This is a genomic window from Dermacoccus sp. NHGro5, assembly GCF_017565385.1.
Taxonomy (GTDB): domain Bacteria; phylum Actinomycetota; class Actinomycetes; order Actinomycetales; family Dermatophilaceae; genus Dermacoccus; species Dermacoccus nishinomiyaensis.
Genome location: NZ_JAGEKQ010000024.1, coordinates 13753 through 31316, shown reverse-complemented (window position 1 = coordinate 31316; position 17564 = coordinate 13753). Strand labels below are relative to the sequence as shown.

Below are 17564 nucleotides of genomic sequence, written 5' to 3'. Positions count from 1 at the left end.
CCCTGAGATCACCCTGCCCATCAGCCATCAAGCACAGCCCACGCCAACCCCCACCGACCCTGCTCCTGCCGACTAGCCTTCGGTCATGACGAGCGAATCGCAGCACGACGCACGGATGCAGCAGTTGGCGAGCGACATCAGCGCGCTCGTGGAATGGGCGAACGTCCGGGAGCACGCTGACGACGAACGCGACAAGGTTCGTCGCCTGCTGGAGGACTGGCTGGGTGAGGGCGCGGCCGAGTCCGTCATCGGGCGTGACCTGCCGGGGATGGAACTCGTCAACCTACAGGTCGCGATCAACACCTGGTCGGTGAGCCCGGGGCGCACCGTCGACGTGCGCGGCGTGTACGTGCCGCGCAACTACGGCGGCGCCGATCTCATGAGCCTCATGTCCGGCCACGGCGCACCGGCCCGTCTCGTCGCTCCGGCGATGACGGATCTGCCCGACGGTTACGGCAGCACGCTGGCGTGCTACGAGCGTGTCTTCCTCCTCGTGCGCGATGCGCGCGGCTCCTACGCCGTGTATCTGGGCCGCAGCGATGACATGAGCGGCGAACTGCGCGTCGAGATCGCGGGCCTGCCCGTCGCGCAGGCGCAGGCCGTCCTCGACGAACTCGACAGTCTTCGTGATGCTCTCGACGTGCACCGCGGGGGTCTGCTGCAGGTGCGCACGTCGATGACGGGTGGCATCACGCTCGAGTTCCTCGACCCCACGCCGATGCCGCGGGAGCGTCTCATCCTGCCCGAGGTCACGTTGAAGCGCGTCGAGCAGCACACCGTCGGAGTCGCCCAGCACCGTGAGCAGTTGCTCGCTGCGGGGCAGCATCTCAAGCGCGGTGTACTGCTGTACGGCCCTCCGGGAACGGGCAAGACGCACACGATTCGCTACGTGCTCGGGCAGATGGAGGGCTACACGCGCCTCATCATGCAGGGCGCGGCGCTGCACGCCATCGCCTCAGCCGCCGATCTCGCCCGCCGGTTGGCGCCGGCCGTCGTCGTGCTGGAGGACGTCGACCTCGTCGCCCAGGATCGCTCGTTCGACCAGGGCGACAATCCGATCCTGTTCGAACTGCTCGACGCGATGGACGGCGCCGCCGCCGACAGCGACCTGCTGTTCATCCTCACGACCAACCGCGCCGAGGTGCTCGAACGCGCGCTCGCCGCACGGCCCGGGCGCGTCGACGTCGCCGTCGAGATCGAACGGCCCGACGCCCAGGCGCGACGCAAACTGTTCGAGCTGTACGCGGCGCGCACCGACCTCGAGATGACGCCGGCCCTGCTCGACGAGGTGAGCCGCCGCACCGAGGGCGTCACGGCCTCGTTCCTCAAGGAACTCGTGCGACGGTGCGTGCTCACGGCGTTGCAGCCGGGCCCGGAGAGCACCACGATCACGGCCGACGACGTCACGCACGCCCTCGACGACATGCTCGACGACGCGCAGCACGTGACGCGAGCGCTGCTCGGTTCGGGCGGTTCCGATGCTCCTGACGAGGCGGACGAGGCGGACGACGCCGTGTTCGCCGGGCAGGGTTTCGACGACTTCCAGTCGGACGGGTTCGAGGTCTGAGCCGTTGGCGGACTGACCAGTTGGAGGTCCGAGCGCTTCGGCGGTCACCTCCATGGTGCTGAGGCTCGTGATGTGGAGCGCTGGGCGCACAGACCACCGCGACGAACGCGGCGAGCAAGCTGGGGCTCGTCGTGACGCGGAGCTTCGGGTCTGTCGACCGGCGAGAGCCCGTGCCCGGCGCTCGCAGGATCGTCCGATGCCCGCGTTCTCGGCGCCGTGATCGACCACTCGCGAACCACCGCCGGCAGGGCGCGCGCTGACATGATCGAGGCATGATCTGGGCCGCCGCTGGCGTCACACTGTTTCTCGCCGGGGCGTTGCCGCTCGCGGCGCGCGATGTCGTGGCCGCCGGCCATCGTGACGGCGTCACCTATCGCGAGCCCGCACTGAGTCGCCTGGACGGGGCATGGCTCGCCGCGTCGGCGCTCGCGGCCCTGCTGCTCGTCGGTGTTGTGACGGCGTGGTGGGCCACCCGGCCGGGTCTCGTGGTCGCGACCGTCATCGTCATGCCGACGCTCGTGCGCCTCGCCGTCATCGATCTCGACGTCCATCGCCTGCCCAACGCGCTGACGCTGCGCGCCGCAGCCCTCGTCGGCGCCGGGCTCGCCTTGGCGGGCTTCGTCGACGTCCATCGTTCCGGCACAACCGTTTTCGACGCTGACGCCGCCCGCCGCGCCGTCGTCGGTGCCGTCGCGCTCTGCGCGTGCTACCTCGTCCTCGCGCTGCTCGGCGGTGGGTCCGGCATGGGCCTCGGGGACGTGAAGCTCGCCCCGACGCTCGGCGCGCTGCTCGCGTGGGTGGGCTGGGACGTGTGGCTCACCGGCGCGTTCGCCGCGTTCCTGCTCGGCGGCGCATGGGGCGTCGTCCTGCTCGCGCGCGGCAGGGGTCGTCAGGCGCGCATGCCGTTCGGCCCGTTCATGATCGCCGGCGCCCTCGTCGCCCTCGCGCTGGCCTGACGCGCGCCCTCACGGACGGCAAAGGGTCGCGCGGAAGGCTCACGCCAGGGCGTCCTCGCGGCCCGGGGACCTACTCCGGTCAGTCGGCGTGGCGCGCAGATCCTCCGGCGTGGCGCTGTGCCGACGGGTGGCGCTGGCCTCTCGTCGTCCCCACCCGTTCCGAAGAAGTTTGCCGCGTTTCGATATCTCGACTCGATACATCTGTTAGGAATGTCTCTGAGCGTTCACCCGCTCGTCATTTCCGTGTGGCGCGTCCGTTTGAAAAACTGGGCATTCGTGTCGCGCGGTGCGGCGCAGACTGTTTCGAGGCGAAGGAGAGTGGCATGTCACGTCGTGGCACGGTGCTCGAGTTCGCCGTCCTCGGTCTGCTGCATGAGGCGCCCTTGCACGGGTACGAGTTGCGCAAGCGGCTCACCGGTGTGCTCGGTGCGTTTCGTGTCGTGAGCTACGGGTCGCTGTATCCGTGTCTCGCGAAGCTGTCCCGCAAGGGCCTCATCTCCGAGAGCGCGTCGTTCGCTCCCGGCGGTCGGCGCCCTCGCATCACGTACGAGATCACCGACGAGGGTCGGGATCATTTCGCGGATCAGTTGTCGCGCTCCGGCCCGGCATCGTGGGACGACGAGAACTTCGACGTGCACTTCGCCTTCTTCTCGCGCGCGAGCGCAGAGGTGCGCCTGCGCATCCTCGAGGGGCGACGTCTGCGGTTGCAGGAGCGTCTCGAGCGCTCCCGCGAGCAGGCGATGGACAGCCGCAGCACACGCGATTCGTACATTGCGGAGCTGTTCCGTCATGACATCGAGTCGACGGAGCGTGAGGTGCGTTGGGTGAACGAACTCATCGAGATCGAGCGGAAGGCTGTTGCCGATCCGCGCCCCCTCGCCTCCGAGACCTGACGATTCGGGCGGCGCTCGCGTCGTCCGTCAGGATCGAAGGCTCGTCCACAACGGAGTGAGTTCCATGGGAAATATTCGCGTCGCCATCGTCGGCGTCGGCAACTGCGCGAGTTCGCTCGTGCAGGGTGTCGAGTACTACAAGAACGCGTCCGCTGACGCACACGTGCCGGGTCTCATGCACGTCACGTTCGGCGACTACCACGTCGGTGACGTCGAGTTCGTCGCGGCGTTCGACGTCGACGCGAAGAAGGTCGGGTTCGACCTGTCGGAGGCGATCAACAACTCCGAGAACAACACGATCAAGATCGCGGACGTGCCGCCGACGGGCGTCATCGTGCAGCGCGGGCACACCCTCGATGGTGTCGGCAAGTACTACGCCATGACGATCGACGAGTCGGACGCGGAGCCCGTCGACGTCGTGCAGGCGCTCAAGGACGCGCAGGTCGACGTCCTCGTCAGCTACCTGCCCGTCGGTTCGGAGAGCGCCGACAAGTTCTACGCTCAGTGCGCGATCGACGCGGGTGTCGCGTTCGTCAACGCGCTGCCCGTCTTCATCGCGTCCGACCCGGAGTGGGCGAAGAAGTTCGAGGACGCGGGCGTGCCGATCATCGGTGACGACATCAAGAGCCAGGTCGGCGCGACGATCACGCACCGCGTCATGGCGAAGCTGTTCGAGGACCGCGGTGTCGCGCTGGATCGCACGTACCAGCTCAACGTCGGCGGCAACATGGACTTCAAGAACATGCTCGAGCGTGAGCGCCTCGAGTCGAAGAAGGTATCGAAGACGCAGGCCGTGACGTCGAACCTCTCCGGTTCGCTCGCCGGCAAGATCGACGACAAGAACGTGCACATCGGCCCGTCCGACTATGTCGCGTGGCTCGACGACCGCAAGTGGGCGTACGTGCGCCTCGAGGGCCGCGCGTTCGGTGACGTGCCGCTCAACCTGGAGTACAAGCTCGAGGTGTGGGACTCGCCGAACTCGGCCGGCATCATCATCGACGCCATCCGCGCCGCGAAGATCGCCAAGGACCGTGGTGTCGGCGGCCCGCTGCTGTCCGCGTCGAGCTACCTCATGAAGAGCCCGCCCGAGCAGCGCGAGGACACCGTCGGCCGCGAGATGTTGGAGGCCTTCATCCGCGGTGATGAAGAGCGCTGACGATCAAGCGAGCGGAGGTAGGACCGCAGCGAAGCGAGGATCCTGCCGAAGTGAGCGTTGAGGAAGCGCTCAGAAGAGGAAGAGCGCTGAGTCGGCATCGATGTCGCGCCGTCCGGCGACCTGAACGGGTTGACGAGTTGAGGGCCGAAACTCTGCACTGCAGGGTTTCGGCCCTCAACTCATGGCTTGGGGTCTAAAACTCTGCATTGCGGAGTTTCAGACCCCACGGGTGGGTAGTCTGCGCACGCACCCGGCCGCGCGCCACCCCGCGTCGGCCGGTCGAAAGGGCCCGGCGCGTTGCTCGTCACGCTCGTCGGAACGTCGCTGGGCATCGCGACCCTGCACGCGACGAGTTGTGCGTTCACGCGAGGGCGCAGCCGGGCCGGCGCAACGATCGGTGCGACCTCAACGAGACTTCATCTCGTCCTCCACCACCCACTTGTGGTTCTTCATCGTCATTCCGTCGGCCGTGTAGTCGACCATGTACACCGTCTGAGTGGTGGACGACGCGATGGTGCCCTTGGCGCCCTGCATGCCGTCCATGTGGTCAGCTGTGATGGTGACGGCTTCCCCGTCGGCGAGGTGTTCTGTGCCGGCGCTCTTCAGCTCTTGCTGCACGACCCACTTGTGGTTCTTGACCATCGCACCGCCGGTGGTGGGCTGGTAGTTCACCGCATATGTGGCGGTGCGGTAGGCCCCGACGACGGTCGCGGGGGCATTTTTCATGCCGTCCATGTGATCGGTCGTCAGCGTGACCCTGCTGCCCACCGGGAATCTCGGGTTCTTCGCCGGGGTCATGTCCGCCGGGGCCGGGCCGCCGTCCATCTCGTGCATGTGACCATGGCCGGAGGAGGCCGACGTCGACGTGGCCGCGGCCGACGTCGGCATGCCTGAGTGCGAGGAATGGTCGCTGCCGGAGGAACATGCGGTGCCGGCGCCCAATGCCACGGCGGCGGCCGCAGTGGCGGCCAGATTTCGACGGTTCATGAGGTGCGGCCTTTCGCTTCGGGGGCGTGTTCGACGAACATAGCGGACGTCCCTCTGAGTTCTGTCAGAGCGGCGTGGGTTCACAGCAGTGTGCCGAGCGATGCCACGGCGCCCCCGAGGAGGAACGCGGTGATGGCGTACGCCAGGGGTTTGTTGTCCATCGCTGCACCGCTGGCGTGGTGAGTGATCGCGTGCCCTCTGCCCTGGCGCAGCAAGTGCTTGTTCACCGGGTAGGCGGCGACGTAGGCCGCGACGAGAGCCACCGCCATCGAGACCCAGAACAGCAGGTCCATCAACCGTGCGTCCATCGCACCCGGTACGAGCCACATGACGAGGTTGTCGACGAGCTCCATCGTGGCGATCGAGACGGTGTCCGCTGCGAGGACGAGCAGGAGCGCCTGCTTGGCGGGGATGCCTGAGCGCAGCAGCGGTGTCGCTGACAGCGTGTACCCGAAGACGAACGCGAGGGCTATCGCGACGGCCGTGCTGAGGCCGTTGCCCCATCCCAGGGCCGTTGCGGCGATGAGCCCGACGATCTCGCCGATGGCGCATCCGGTGAGGCAGTGCAGCGTGGCCGACGCAGCCATCGACGACATGTCATGACCTGAGCCGTGATGGTGTTCGTGTTCGCTCATGTCAGCCGCAACGCCGATACCCCTAGGGGGTATTCCATGACTGCTGGGAGGTTTCACTGCACCTACTGGACGGAGGGCGTCCGTCGTCCACCTCGTCGCCATCGTCGAGTTGAGGGCCGAAACCCTGCAGTGCAGAGTTTCGGCCCTCAACTCACGGCTTGAGGTCTGAAACCCCGCATTGTGGAGTTTCAGACCTCAGCGGTTTCAGGCGCCCTGACCGGCGGTCGGCGCGGCGCGCCAGCAGGACTGGGGTCTGCTGGAATCGGCCCTGGCTCGGCCGCGAGCGGTGGTCTTCGGGGAGGATGTCTACCCGGGGATCCTGATGAAGGCAGCCGCACTCGTCCATTCCGTGGCCAAGAATCGCGCGTTGGTCGACGGCAACAAGCGGACCGCGCTCGGTGCGCTCTGGCTGTTCCTCGCCCTCAACGGGACTCATCTCGTCGGCAGCGACGACGAACGATGCGAATGCATGCTCGACGTCGCTGCCGGGGGCCTCGACGACGTCGGCGTGATCGCCGAACGCCTTCGTGACCTCACGGAACCCATGTGAGACGGCGCTCGCCGACGTGACAATGCTTCTCACTCCGCGTCGGCGTAGCGTCAGCATCATGACTACGACTGTTGCCTGCTACCAGGCCATTGCCGCCGACAAGCCCCTCGAGCCCGGCACCGTCGAGCGCCGCGACCTGCGCCCCGACGACATCCGCATCGAGATCGAGTACGCCGGAATCTGCCACTCCGACATCCACACCGTCCGCGGCGAGTGGGGCCCGGTGAATTACCCCATGGTGACCGGCCACGAGATCGTCGGCCGCGTCGCCGAGATCGGTTCCGACGTCACCGAGTTCAAGGTCGGCGACCGTGCCGGTGTCGGTTGCCTCGTCGACTCGTGCCGTGAGTGCGAATGGTGCAAGAAGGGCGAGGAGAACAACTGCCCGAACGCCGTCGGTACCTACAACGGCATCGACCGTCACGACGGGCGCCCGACCGCCGGTGGTTACTCGCAGGCCATCGTCGTCTCCGAGGCGTTCGCCCTCCACATCCCCGAGAACCTCGACGCCGCCGCCGTCACGCCACTGCTGTGCGCCGGCATCACCACCTACTCGCCGCTGCGCACCTGGGGCGTCACCGAAGGCTCCAAGGTCGCCGTCGTCGGCATGGGCGGTCTCGGCCACGTGGCCGTCAAGCTGGCCAAGGCAATGGGCGCCGAGGTGACCGTCATCAGCCAGACGCGCTCCAAGGAAGAGGACGGCCGCAAGTACGGCGCCACCGAATGGATCGCGACGAAGGAGAACCCCGACGCGCTCAAGGAGCACAAGGGCCAGTTCGACGTCATCATCAACACCGTCTCCGCCCACATCGACGTGCGCGCCTACATGGCGACACTGCGCCCCCACGGCGCGATGGTGCTGCTCGGCCTGCCGACCGAAGCCCTCGAAGTCAACGCCGGCAACCTCATCGGCGGCCGCAAGTCCCTCACCGGCTCCAACATCGGCGGCATCCGCGAGACGCAGGAAATGCTCGACTTCTGCGCCGAACACGGCGTCACTGCCGAGATCGAACTCATCAACGCCGACCAGATCAACGAAGCCTACGACCGCGTCGTGAACTCCGACGTCCGCTACCGCTTCGTCATCGACGCCAAGACGTTCGCCTGATCCCTCGGCCCGTCTTCCGGGTGGCGCGGATCCTGAGCTCGCAAGCTCGCCCAGGATCGCCGCGCCGCCTCGGTGCGACAGGCCTTCGGGCGGAACGGCGAGAGCCGCCTCGACCGCACACCTCGCAGGCTCGGTGTTCGGCCGGGGCGGCTCTCGTCATCCCGAGTCCGCGTCGCGGGCGGTCGGGGCTGCGGGTCTCTGAGCCTGGAGATGGAGCGTGGCGGGGTTGGACGTCGGCGCTGCGTCACCCCTTGTCCCTCACTGGGTGAGCGCCTCGGTGCGCATCACTCGGCTCACACGCCTGCTCAATCTCCGACGCGGCCCAACCGTTGCAAGCGGCCGCGAAGAGAATCGCGACGTTCCTCGTTCGCCGGCAGTTCGACGAAACGCTCGCGGTAACGCGCGAGGAGGTCGTCCTCGAGCCGGCGCACGGCACCGGGCTGGTGACGGTAGCCCATCGAACGTGAGATGCGTTCCGAGTCGACGGATTTCAGCTCGTCAGCCAGCATCGGGATCGACGTCACCTCGAGCTCCGTCAACCAGTTCGCGGCCTCGACGTACGCCTCCGGCCGGGCGAAGCCCGATGTTTCGTACCGGCCCGCGAGGAACGACGCGAGCTCGCGGGCGTCGACGCGCAACCCGTCCTCGAACCGGCCCTCACCCTGCTGCGAGAGGCCACTCGACAACGTGTCGCGAATGACGGAGAACTCACGGTCGGCGAGCTCGATGAGCCCCGCCGCCAACGTGAAACGACGATCCAGCTCATGCGCGAACTCCGCCGGCACGTCACCCTTGTACCGCGCGTCGTGCTCGAATTCCGCCCACGCGTGCTGCAGCACTGTGCGCAACTGCACCGACATGCACTGCGCCGCGTCGTACGCCGTCGCCGACGGATCGTTCGAGATCAGCATGTGACGACTCGCGTAGCCGAACCGTCCCTCGCTCGCCGTCTCACGACCCATGTCGCGATCCTCGAGCACCGTGAAGTTCTCCGCGAGCAACTGTGCGACGGGCTCGATGTCGCTGTGCACGTACGTGATGATGCGGACGCCGACCTGATCGGTGATGTCGAGCGCCGGATCGAAATCGGTGTGCCCCAACTCGCTCGCACGTCGAGCGACCTTGTCCGAGAACGATGCCGGCGACTTCGCGCGCCCCGTGATCGACAGATAGTTGATGCCGGCGTCGTCGATGATCGAACGCACCTTGCGCACCATGTCGTCCGTACGCCGCCGCGTGCGGGGATAGCGGGAGGTGTACGTCGCCATCGCGCGTTCCAGAGACCGTCGGCTCATGAAGAGCATCCAAACAGATGCAGCCCGCGCACGTCACCTGCCGGCAGCGCCCCGCGGCCGACAGGACGTCGCACTGCGCCCGACGGCCTGCCCACGTCGCCACTTCCACCACCCTGTTGCCCCGGCGCTGGCGCTCCGGGCACGGCTCACGCACAGGCATTGACAGCCACCACGAGGACGCGGCGGGAGCCCGCTCGGTACGCTGATCGATGAGAATGACGCCGCACGTCGTGCGTCGCGCGAAAGTGAGGCACGTCCGTGGTCAACGATTCCGGTTCGAAGCGACCCCCGTCGAGGGGCGGGTCGCGTCCGTCGAACAGCGGTAGTCCCAAGGCACCCACCTCCCGCGCCGGTGCGCGGGGCGCCCAGGGCGCGAGTCCCGCGGCGCGGCGTCGACGGGGGAGCAAGAAGAAGAGCGCGCACTCGTTACCGTTCCGCATCGTGCGCGCCGTCCTGCTCACCCTCGCGAGCCTCGTGCTGCTGGCCGTGCTCACGTTCATCGGCCTCTACCTGTTCATCGACATCCCCAAGGCCAACACGCAGGCGACGCAGGCGGTCTCCGTCGTCTACTACGCCGACGGCAAGACGGAGATGGGCCGCTTCACGACGACGAACCGTGACCCCGTCGAGCTGAACAAGGTGCCGATCGACGTGCAACACGCGTTCATCGCCGCCGAGGACCGCAGCTTCTACTCGAACCGCGGCATCTCCCCGACGGGCATCGCGCGCGCCTTCATCAACGACTTCACCGGTGACGGTGGCAGCCAGGGCGGCTCGACGCTGACGCAGCAGTGGGTGAAGAACTACTTCCTGACGCAGGACAAGACGGTCACCCGCAAGGTGAAGGAGGTCGTCATCAGCCTCAAGGTCGATCAGGAGATGAGCAAGGACGAGATCCTGCAGGCCTACCTCAACAACGTCTACTTCGGGCGCGGGACGTACGGCATCCAGGCTGCGTCGCAGTCGTACTTCCACAAGGACGTCTCCCAGCTGACGACTGTGGAGGGCGCGTTCCTCGCCTCCGTCGTCAACAACCCGGAGAACATGGATCCGAGCGTCGGGCCCAACTCCGAGCAGCGTGCCAACGAGCGCATGGCGTACACGCTCAACGGCATGGTCAAGATGGGGTGGCTGACGGCCGAGGAACGCAACAAGGCCGTCATGCCGAAGTTCTATCCGCGTCAGCCGATCAAGTACGCGGACGGGCCGCAGGGCTACGTCATCGCCTCCGTCCGCGGCGAACTGTCGCGCAAGCTGAAGCTCAGCCAGGAGGACATCGACCGCGGTGGTCTGCGCATCACGACGACGATCGACAAGCGCGCGCAGGACGCGGCCGTCGCGGCGGTGGAGAAGCACACGCCTGACACGTTGCTCGGCAAGCTGCACACCGGCCTCGTCGCCGAGCGTGCGAACGACGGCGGCGTCGTCGCGATGTATGGCGGCGCCGACTACGACCCGGTGAAGTCGCCCTACTCGGACGCAGATCAGGCGATGCTGCAGACGGCGTCATCGATGAAGCTGTACACCGCGATCGCTGCGCTGCAGCACGGCAAGTCGGTCGACACCCAGTACAACGGCAACAACTATCTGCCGATCGGTGCCGGCAAGTACGTGCAGAACAACCAGAACGAGTCGTGGGGTTGGCAGCCGATCAGCAACATGCTCGCGTACTCGATCAACACGGCGTTCGTCCGGCTCAACCGGGAGATCGGGCCGGCGAATACGCTCGAGGCGGCGCAGGCCTCGGGCATGCCGAAGACGCTCGGGGGGATGAACGACACGAACATCCTCAACGTCCTCGGCACGGGTGACAGCCGCGTCGTCGACCAGGCGACGGGGTACAACACCCTCAACTCCGGCGGCGTGTTCCATGACCGACACCTCATCTCGACGGTGAAGTCGTTCGACGGCAAGTACTCCTACACCGTCGACACCAAGGGCAAGCGGGTGTACGACAAGGCGATCGCGGACGACCTCACGTGGGCGCTCGGCAAGACGGGTGTCTACGGCACCGCGGCGGGCGCGCAGGACGAGCTCGGGCGCGCCATGGCGTCGAAGACAGGTACGGCCTCGGGCAACAAGTACCTCTGGTTCAACGGCTTCACGCCTGGCCAGATCACGACGAGTGTCGGCATGTACTACAGCACCGACGGCAAGACGGCGCAGCCGATGCAGAATCTGCCGGGTGTGACGGCGAGCGACGTCTACGGCGCGGGTCTGCCGCGCAAGGTGTGGGTCGACTTCATGGATGCCGCCCTCGAGGGGCAGAAGAAGACGCAACTGCCCAAGCGCTCGTACTACAACGAGAACAAGCCCGAGTCGGCGTCCACGTCTGCGTCACCGACCCCGACGAAGACGTACGCCGCGCCCTCCAGCGCCGCGTCGCAGCCTTACCCGGAGCCGACGCAGTCGAACGTCCAGCCCACCCAGCCCGACGCGACGGACGCCCCAGGCCCGGCGTCGTCCGGGTCGACGGCGCCTGACGCGACGCTGCCGGCCTCCTCCAGCGCGGCTGTTTCACGTGCAACGAGCCCGCCGCAGACGGCGGCGTCATCGGCCGCCGCGAGCGGCCGGTCATCCCCGGGAGCCTCGGCGAGTCGCTGACCGGGCACCCCCGCTTAGGCTGACCCCATGACGCACACGGCCACGCCTGCGCACCCGACGACCGCTCCGAGCTCGGGTCGAGCCCCGACGCGCACCGACCCGGTGGCCGCGGAGGCCAGTCACGTCGTCGGTGGGCCGCTGGGGCGTCACGCCGTCGTCGGGCGACGCGGGTGGCGCCCGGCCGCCGCTGTCCTCAGTGCGCTGAGCGCGGTCTTCGTCGCGCTCGGGGTGCTGCAGAAGAACCACTGTGTCTCGACGGGGTGGGCGACGCCCGGATCCTTGTGGCGCGCCTGCTACTCCGACCTGCCCGTCGCCGTCGCCGCGCCCGCCGGATCGTCGCCGTGGTCGAACCCGACGATGCAGGGCCAGCCCCCGCTGACGGCACTCATCACCTGGCTCGTGCGCACGATCGTGCCCGGCGGTTCGCAGCTGCGGCTGCAGCAGGGGATGTTCGCGTGGGGGGCCGCCGTCGTCGCGTTGCTCATCGCCCTCGCCGTGTGCGCGAGTGCCGCGTCGCGACCCGACAGCCCCTGGGTGGCTGCCCACATCGCGTTGTCGCCGGTGCTCATCACGAGTGCGCTCATCTCGTTCGACGCGCTCGGTGTGGCCCTCGTCGCAGCCGGGCTGCTGGCCTGGGAGCGCTCGCGCTTCCCGCTCGCGGGGGTGGCGCTAGCGGGCGCCCTCCTGACGCGTCCGACGCTCGGCGCCGTCCTCGCGGCCGCGCTCGTCGTCGCGCTCGTGCGCGGCCACACGAAGGGCGCCCTCGCGCTCTTCGTCGGGGCGGGCGCGACGTGCGTCGCGATGTTCGCCGTCATCGCCGTGTGGGGCGGCGACCCGTTCACCGCGTTCACCGCCTGGCGCCAGCAGGGCGCCGGGTACGGCTCGCTCTGGTACATCCTCAGCTTCGCGGGCGTGACGTTGTCACCTGCCGTCCTGACGGGCCTCGCCGTGCTCGGGTGGATCGCGGCGATCGCGCTGGGGGCGATTCTCGCTCAGGGTCGTGAGCGGCTGCCGCTCGCGCCCATCGCGCTGCTCATGCTCGTCACGGTGATGCTGACGTCGCGTGCCCTGCCAGTGCAGGCGTGCTTGTGGGTCCTGCCGCTCATCGCGCTCAGCGCGCTGCCGTGGCGCGACCACCTCGTCTGGGCGGGCGCCGAGTTCGTCTACTTCATCACCGTGTGGGGGTTCATCGCGCGCGCCTCGAACATGGCGAAGGCGCTGCCCTCCGGCTGGTATTGCTTCTTCACCCTGGTGCGACTGGTCGGGCTGGTCTACCTGGTCACCGCGGCGATCCGCGCGACGCGTTCGTCGACCGTCGCGTCATCCGAGGACGGCGACGACGGCCGCCGCGCCGGCCTCACGGCTCGGCAGCACGCGAACGCCGCGTCAGCCTGAGTTCATCCACAGAGATTGGTCGCCGGTGACGGCTACGGGTAGTCTTGTGGGGTTCGTGCCGTCTCATCCACAACCTGTGGCTCCGGCGCGTGCTCCCCGACGGCTCGATGGGCCATCGTGGTGCGTGCGACGACGAGAGGGCGCGGCAACGCTGCAACCCTCCTGTCACGGAGAGACCGTGACCGCTTGAGACCAAAGGAGGTGGGTTACCGCATGCGTCATTACGAAATGATGATCATCCTCGACGGTGAGCTCGACGAGCGCACGGTCCAGCCCTCGCTGGAGAAGTTCCTCTCTGTCGTCACGAAGGACGGCGGCACCGTCGACAACGTCGACGTCTGGGGCCGTCGCCGCATGGCTTACGACATCAAGAAGAAGTCCGAAGGCATCTACGTCGTGGTCGACTTCAACGCGACCCCGGCCACCGCTGCAGAGCTTGACCGTCAGCTTGGACTCAACGAGTCCATCCTGCGCACCAAGATCCTGCGCAAGGACGCCTGAGAACTCCCCACATTCAGTAGGAGGAACCACCCATGGCGCAAGGTGACGTCAACATCACGATGGTCGGCAACCTCGTTGCCGACCCCGAGCTGCGCTACACGCCGAACGGCGCTGCCGTGGCGAACTTCCGCATCGCCTCGACCCCGCGCGTCTTCGACCGCCAGTCGAACGAGTGGAAGGACGGCGAGGCGCTCTTCATGTCCTGCTCCATCTGGCGCGAGGCAGCGGAGAACGTCTCGGAGTCGCTCCAGCGCGGCTCGCGCGTCATCGTCACCGGCCGTCTGAAGTCTCGTTCGTACGAGACGAAGGAGGGCGAGAAGCGCACCGTCACCGAGCTCGAGGTCGACGAGGTCGGCCCGTCGCTGCGGTACGCCACGGCGAAGGTCAACAAGACCCAGCGCTCCGGCGGTGGCCAGGGTGGCAACTTCGGAGGTGGCAACGGCGGCGGCAACGTCAGCCAGGGCAACTTCGGGGGCAACTCCGGCGGTGGCAACGGTTTCGGCGGCAACTCGGGTTCTCAGGGCGGCAACTTCGGTGGCAGCCCGACCGACGACCCGTGGGCGACCGGTGGCAACTCGGGTGGCGGCTTCGGCGGCAACTCGGGTGGCAACGCCGGCGGCCAGTCGAACGGCTCGCAGGGCGGCGGCAACGGTGGCTGGTCCACCGGCCCGTCGTACGACGAGCCCCCGTTCTGATCGTTCCTCCTCTTACCGGGCGTCACCACGACGATGACGCCCCACCGGCCCGGCACGCACGTGCCGGCCACTCACACACTCGCTATCCCGAGTCACCACTCGGGCTCTCATAGAAGGAGAGCACCACGATGGCAAAGCCCGTTGTGCGCAAGCCCAAGAAGAAGGCCAACCCGCTGAAGGCGGCGAAGGTCGAGAACATCGACTACAAGGACGCTGCGCTGCTGCGCAAGTTCATCTCCGACCGCGGCAAGATCCGCGCCCGTCGCGTCACCGGTGTCTCCGTCCAGGAGCAGCGCCTCATCGCCAACGCCGTCAAGAACGCGCGTGAGATGGCTCTGCTTCCCTACTCGAGCTCCGCTCGCTGATCGAGGAAAGGAACACCGACATGAAGGTCATCCTGACCCACGAGGTTTCCAAGCTCGGCACGGCCGGCGACGTCGTCGACGTCAAGCCCGGTTTTGCCCGCAACTACCTTCTGCGCAACAACCTCGCCACGGAGTGGACGAAGGGCGGCCAGAAGCAGGTCGACTCGATCACGAAGGCTCGCGAGACGCGTTCCATCAAGACGCTCGAAGAGGCGAAGTCCGTCAAGGGCAACCTCGAGAACGCCAAGGTGACGCTGAAGGCTCGCGCCGGCGAGAACGGCCGCCTCTTCGGCGCCGTCACGACCGGTGAGATCGCCGACGCGATCAAGGAAGCCGGCGCCGGTTCCGTCGACAAGCGCAAGATCGAGATCACGACGCCGATGCGTTCGCTCGGCGAGTACTCGGTGCTCGTGCGTCTGCACCCCGAGGTGCAGGCCACGGTCGACGTCAAGGTCGCCCGCGCCTGATCCTCACCGCTCCGCCCCGGCCTCGTCCGGGGCGGAGCGACGTCGAAGCCCCGCGCCACGGTTCGTCCGTGGGCGGGGCTTCGTCGTGCGTGCGTCAGAGGGCGGTCGCGAGGTGCGCGTGGATGGTCGCGGCGACGCGGTTGGCGACGGACGTGCCGATCGCCATCGTCGGGGTGCGCTGCAGGATGGCGAGCGTGTGGTTGCGGTTGCCGCCGACGTGGCCGATGCTGTTGACGCGCCACAGACCGGCGTAGGGCAGCCAGCCGTTCTTCACCTGACTCGTGCCGATCGAGCCGACGCCCCAACGCTGATCCGCCGCGACCTGGCCCATGAGCGTCAGGATGTAGCCACGGTTGGCGGCGTTGAGCAGCCTGCCGCGCCAGCTGATCTCGTTCATGAGGACGATCTGGTCGTAGGCGGAGGTCGTCGTCAGGCCCCAGGCTCCGGCAGCGCGCGTCGACGTCATGCCGAGGCTGTTCGCGACGGCCTGCACCGCGGGTGCGCCGCCGACGCTGCGCCACAGGTTCGTCGCCGCGTTGTTGTCGCTGACGCGGATCATCGGGGAGGCCTGGCTCTTCTCCCACGCGGTGAGGCCGCGCCCCGCCTTCTGGGCGCGCGAGCAGACGGCCGCGAGGATGAGCACCTTGACGATGCTCGCGCACTCGTTGCGGAACGGCGCGTTGTACTGCCACACCCGCATGCTGCGCCGATCGTGCACGGCGACGGACAACCCGCCGGTCGTGGATGCGTCGATGGCGTGCATCTTGTCGTAGAGCCCCACCGTGGTGGCCGAGGCCCGGTTCGCCCCGAGCGTCGAGACGGCGCCGGTGGCGCCCAGTGCGAGCGCTCCGGTGAGTGCGGTCCGGCGGCTGACGCCGTGACTCGTGAGCAGTCGATCATCGAGGTCGTGCGTCATGGGAACTCCCTGAGAGATGCCTGCGTATGACCTCAAGATAGTGGGTGAGGGCGGCCCATGGGGCATTCGCGGCCCCGCGAGCATCGGGGCCGGCGGGAGCGGGGCGTCAGCCGGCGCTCTCGAGGTGCATCCAGGCGGTGCCTCGACGCCGGTGGTCGAGCACGGCCATGCGCGCGAGCAGGTAGAGCGCATACAGCACCCAGACCGCGACGAGCGGCGCCGCGTCCCCCCAGCCTGTGACGGCATCCCGCGAGGTGCTCAGGACCCACACGAGTGGCAGGTAGCCCACGAGAAGCGCCAGTTGCGCACGGGCGAGGAACGCGCCGTCCCCAGCACCCATGAGCACACCGTCGTGGACGAACAGCACGCCCGACGGTGCGCTCACGAGGGCGATGACGACGAGGGCGGCGCTCGTCGTGTGCGCAATCGTCGCATCGGAGGTGAACAGCAGGGGCACCCACCACGCCGTGACCAGCGTCGCCACACCGCCGACGAGTCCGCAGCGCCAACCCCATCGAGTGAGCGTCGCGGTCAGTTCGCGGGTGCGTGAGGCGTCACCGCGGCCCAGTGATTCGCCGACGAGCGCTTGCGCCGCGATGGCGACGGCGTCGAGCGCGAACGTCAGGAAGGTGAAGATCGTCGATGCGATCTGGTGCGCCGCGAGGGTACCGGGGCCGAACAACCCGGCGGTGGCCGTCGTGAGGAGCAGGACGGCGCGCAGCGCGATCGTACGCACGAGGATCGGCGCCCCGGCGCGTGCCGCACCCAGGACACGTCCCGGGTGGGGGCGGACGTCGAGATGGCGCACCCGTCGGCCGATCGAGGCGAGCAGGGCGAGCGCCATGAGCCACTGCGCGGCCGTGGTGCCGGCGGCCGAGCCGGCGAGGCCGGTGTGCAGACCGAGGACGAGGATGGCGTTGAGCGCCGCGTTGAGCGCGAATCCGGCGACGGTGACGAGCAGCGGCGTCCGCGTGTCCTGTAGGCCCCTGAGCAGCCCCTGCGCTGCGAGGCAGACCAGCATCGCCGGGATGCCGAGGGCGCTGATCCGTAGGTATGTGACGCCGGCGTCCACGACCTCAGGCGCGCTGGTCATCGCGCGCACCGCGAGTGGCGCTGCGGCGAACGTCGCGGCGGCGAGCGGGATGCTGAGCGTCAACGCGAGCCACACGCCGTCGAGGCCCGCCCCGATCGCTCCGTCCTCGTCGTTCGCGCCCATGCGGCGTGCGACGAGTGCGGTTGTCGCGTAGGCGAGGAAGACGAAGATGCCGGTGAGGCTGAGCAGGACGGCGCTCGCGGCTCCGAGCGCCGCGAGCTGCGTGACGCCGAGGTGGCCGACGATCGACGAATCGGTCATGAGGAACAAAGGCTCGGCCACGAGCGTGAAGAAGGCCGGCACGGCAAGGGCCCGAATCTGGGGCCCCAGGGAGTCGGTTTCCTGCACCTCTCGCGTCGCCCGTCTCATCATATGAGAAAA

17 protein-coding genes are annotated in these 17564 nt (G+C 68.0%); 12 read left to right on the top strand and 5 right to left on the bottom strand.

Annotation, left to right across the window (positions count from 1 at the left end; genetic code table 11):
* Positions 1 to 85: 85 nt before the first annotated feature.
* The 4 genes from J4Z35_RS10620 (at position 86) to J4Z35_RS10605 (ending at position 4572) form a co-directional block, all read left to right on the top strand.
* Positions 86 to 1567, top strand: a complete 1482-nt coding sequence (locus J4Z35_RS10620) for an ATP-binding protein (protein WP_131940177.1) — start codon at positions 86 to 88, stop codon at positions 1565 to 1567.
* A 272-nt stretch (positions 1568 to 1839) separates the two neighbouring features.
* On the top strand, positions 1840 to 2523 hold the full coding sequence (locus tag J4Z35_RS10615) for a prepilin peptidase (protein WP_131940175.1): 684 nt from the start codon (positions 1840 to 1842) through the stop codon (positions 2521 to 2523).
* Between the two features lie 323 nt (positions 2524 to 2846).
* Positions 2847 to 3416 carry a PadR family transcriptional regulator gene (locus tag J4Z35_RS10610; RefSeq protein WP_038566193.1) on the top strand — a complete coding sequence of 190 codons (570 nt, stop codon included), beginning with the start codon at positions 2847 to 2849 and terminating at the stop codon, positions 3414 to 3416.
* 64 nt (positions 3417 to 3480) lie between these two features.
* Complete coding sequence (locus J4Z35_RS10605) at positions 3481 to 4572, top strand: inositol-3-phosphate synthase (RefSeq protein WP_006944606.1); 1092 nt, start codon at positions 3481 to 3483, stop codon at positions 4570 to 4572.
* 405 nt (positions 4573 to 4977) lie between these two features.
* On the opposite strand, the gene J4Z35_RS10600 is transcribed toward J4Z35_RS10605, so the two are convergent.
* Both J4Z35_RS10600 and J4Z35_RS10595 read right to left on the bottom strand, forming a co-directional pair.
* The gene (locus J4Z35_RS10600; protein ID WP_074045826.1) at positions 4978 to 5559 is read right to left on the bottom strand and encodes a YdhK family protein; all 582 of its coding nucleotides are present in this window, start codon (positions 5557 to 5559) and stop codon (positions 4978 to 4980) included.
* Between the two features lie 80 nt (positions 5560 to 5639).
* Positions 5640 to 6155, bottom strand: a complete 516-nt coding sequence (locus J4Z35_RS10595; RefSeq protein ID WP_235006029.1) for a DUF4396 domain-containing protein — start codon at positions 6153 to 6155, stop codon at positions 5640 to 5642.
* Between the two features lie 325 nt (positions 6156 to 6480).
* On the opposite strand from J4Z35_RS10595, the gene J4Z35_RS10590 reads away from it, so the two are divergent.
* Positions 6481 to 6744, top strand: a complete 264-nt coding sequence (locus tag J4Z35_RS10590) for a type II toxin-antitoxin system death-on-curing family toxin (protein ID WP_235006027.1) — start codon at positions 6481 to 6483, stop codon at positions 6742 to 6744.
* A gap of 58 nt (positions 6745 to 6802) precedes the next feature.
* On the top strand, positions 6803 to 7852 hold the full coding sequence (locus tag J4Z35_RS10585) for an NAD(P)-dependent alcohol dehydrogenase (RefSeq protein ID WP_038569929.1): 1050 nt from the start codon (positions 6803 to 6805) through the stop codon (positions 7850 to 7852).
* A 305-nt stretch (positions 7853 to 8157) separates the two neighbouring features.
* On the opposite strand, the gene J4Z35_RS10580 is transcribed toward J4Z35_RS10585, so the two are convergent.
* The gene (locus J4Z35_RS10580) at positions 8158 to 9147 is read right to left on the bottom strand and encodes a GTP pyrophosphokinase (protein WP_040014517.1); all 990 of its coding nucleotides are present in this window, start codon (positions 9145 to 9147) and stop codon (positions 8158 to 8160) included.
* A 441-nt stretch (positions 9148 to 9588) separates the two neighbouring features.
* Here J4Z35_RS10580 and J4Z35_RS10575 point away from each other — a divergent pair, with 441 nt between their 5' ends.
* The 6 genes from J4Z35_RS10575 (at position 9589) to rplI (ending at position 15174) form a co-directional block, all read left to right on the top strand.
* Positions 9589 to 11751, top strand: a complete 2163-nt coding sequence (locus J4Z35_RS10575; protein WP_074041085.1) for a transglycosylase domain-containing protein — start codon at positions 9589 to 9591, stop codon at positions 11749 to 11751.
* A gap of 27 nt (positions 11752 to 11778) precedes the next feature.
* Positions 11779 to 13146 carry a hypothetical protein gene (locus J4Z35_RS10570; RefSeq protein WP_006944687.1) on the top strand — a complete coding sequence of 456 codons (1368 nt, stop codon included), beginning with the start codon at positions 11779 to 11781 and terminating at the stop codon, positions 13144 to 13146.
* 213 nt (positions 13147 to 13359) lie between these two features.
* The gene (gene rpsF, locus J4Z35_RS10565) at positions 13360 to 13647 is read left to right on the top strand and encodes a 30S ribosomal protein S6 (protein ID WP_038569923.1); all 288 of its coding nucleotides are present in this window, start codon (positions 13360 to 13362) and stop codon (positions 13645 to 13647) included.
* Positions 13648 to 13679: 32 nt separating this feature from the next.
* The gene (locus J4Z35_RS10560) at positions 13680 to 14342 is read left to right on the top strand and encodes a single-stranded DNA-binding protein (RefSeq protein ID WP_062256943.1); all 663 of its coding nucleotides are present in this window, start codon (positions 13680 to 13682) and stop codon (positions 14340 to 14342) included.
* A 128-nt stretch (positions 14343 to 14470) separates the two neighbouring features.
* Positions 14471 to 14707, top strand: coding sequence for a 30S ribosomal protein S18 (rpsR, locus tag J4Z35_RS10555; protein WP_006944621.1), 237 nt, complete (start codon positions 14471 to 14473; stop codon positions 14705 to 14707).
* Positions 14708 to 14727: 20 nt separating this feature from the next.
* Positions 14728 to 15174: a 50S ribosomal protein L9 gene (gene rplI, locus J4Z35_RS10550; RefSeq protein WP_006944736.1), complete on the top strand. Its 447-nt coding sequence runs from the start codon at positions 14728 to 14730 to the stop codon at positions 15172 to 15174.
* Between the two features lie 94 nt (positions 15175 to 15268).
* Here rplI and J4Z35_RS10545 read toward each other — a convergent pair whose 3' ends face one another.
* The gene (locus J4Z35_RS10545) at positions 15269 to 16090 is read right to left on the bottom strand and encodes a serine hydrolase (protein ID WP_062256945.1); all 822 of its coding nucleotides are present in this window, start codon (positions 16088 to 16090) and stop codon (positions 15269 to 15271) included.
* 106 nt (positions 16091 to 16196) lie between these two features.
* The gene (locus J4Z35_RS10540; RefSeq protein WP_347813547.1) at positions 16197 to 17486 is read right to left on the bottom strand and encodes an MATE family efflux transporter; all 1290 of its coding nucleotides are present in this window, start codon (positions 17484 to 17486) and stop codon (positions 16197 to 16199) included.
* Positions 17487 to 17564: the final 78 nt, after the last annotated feature.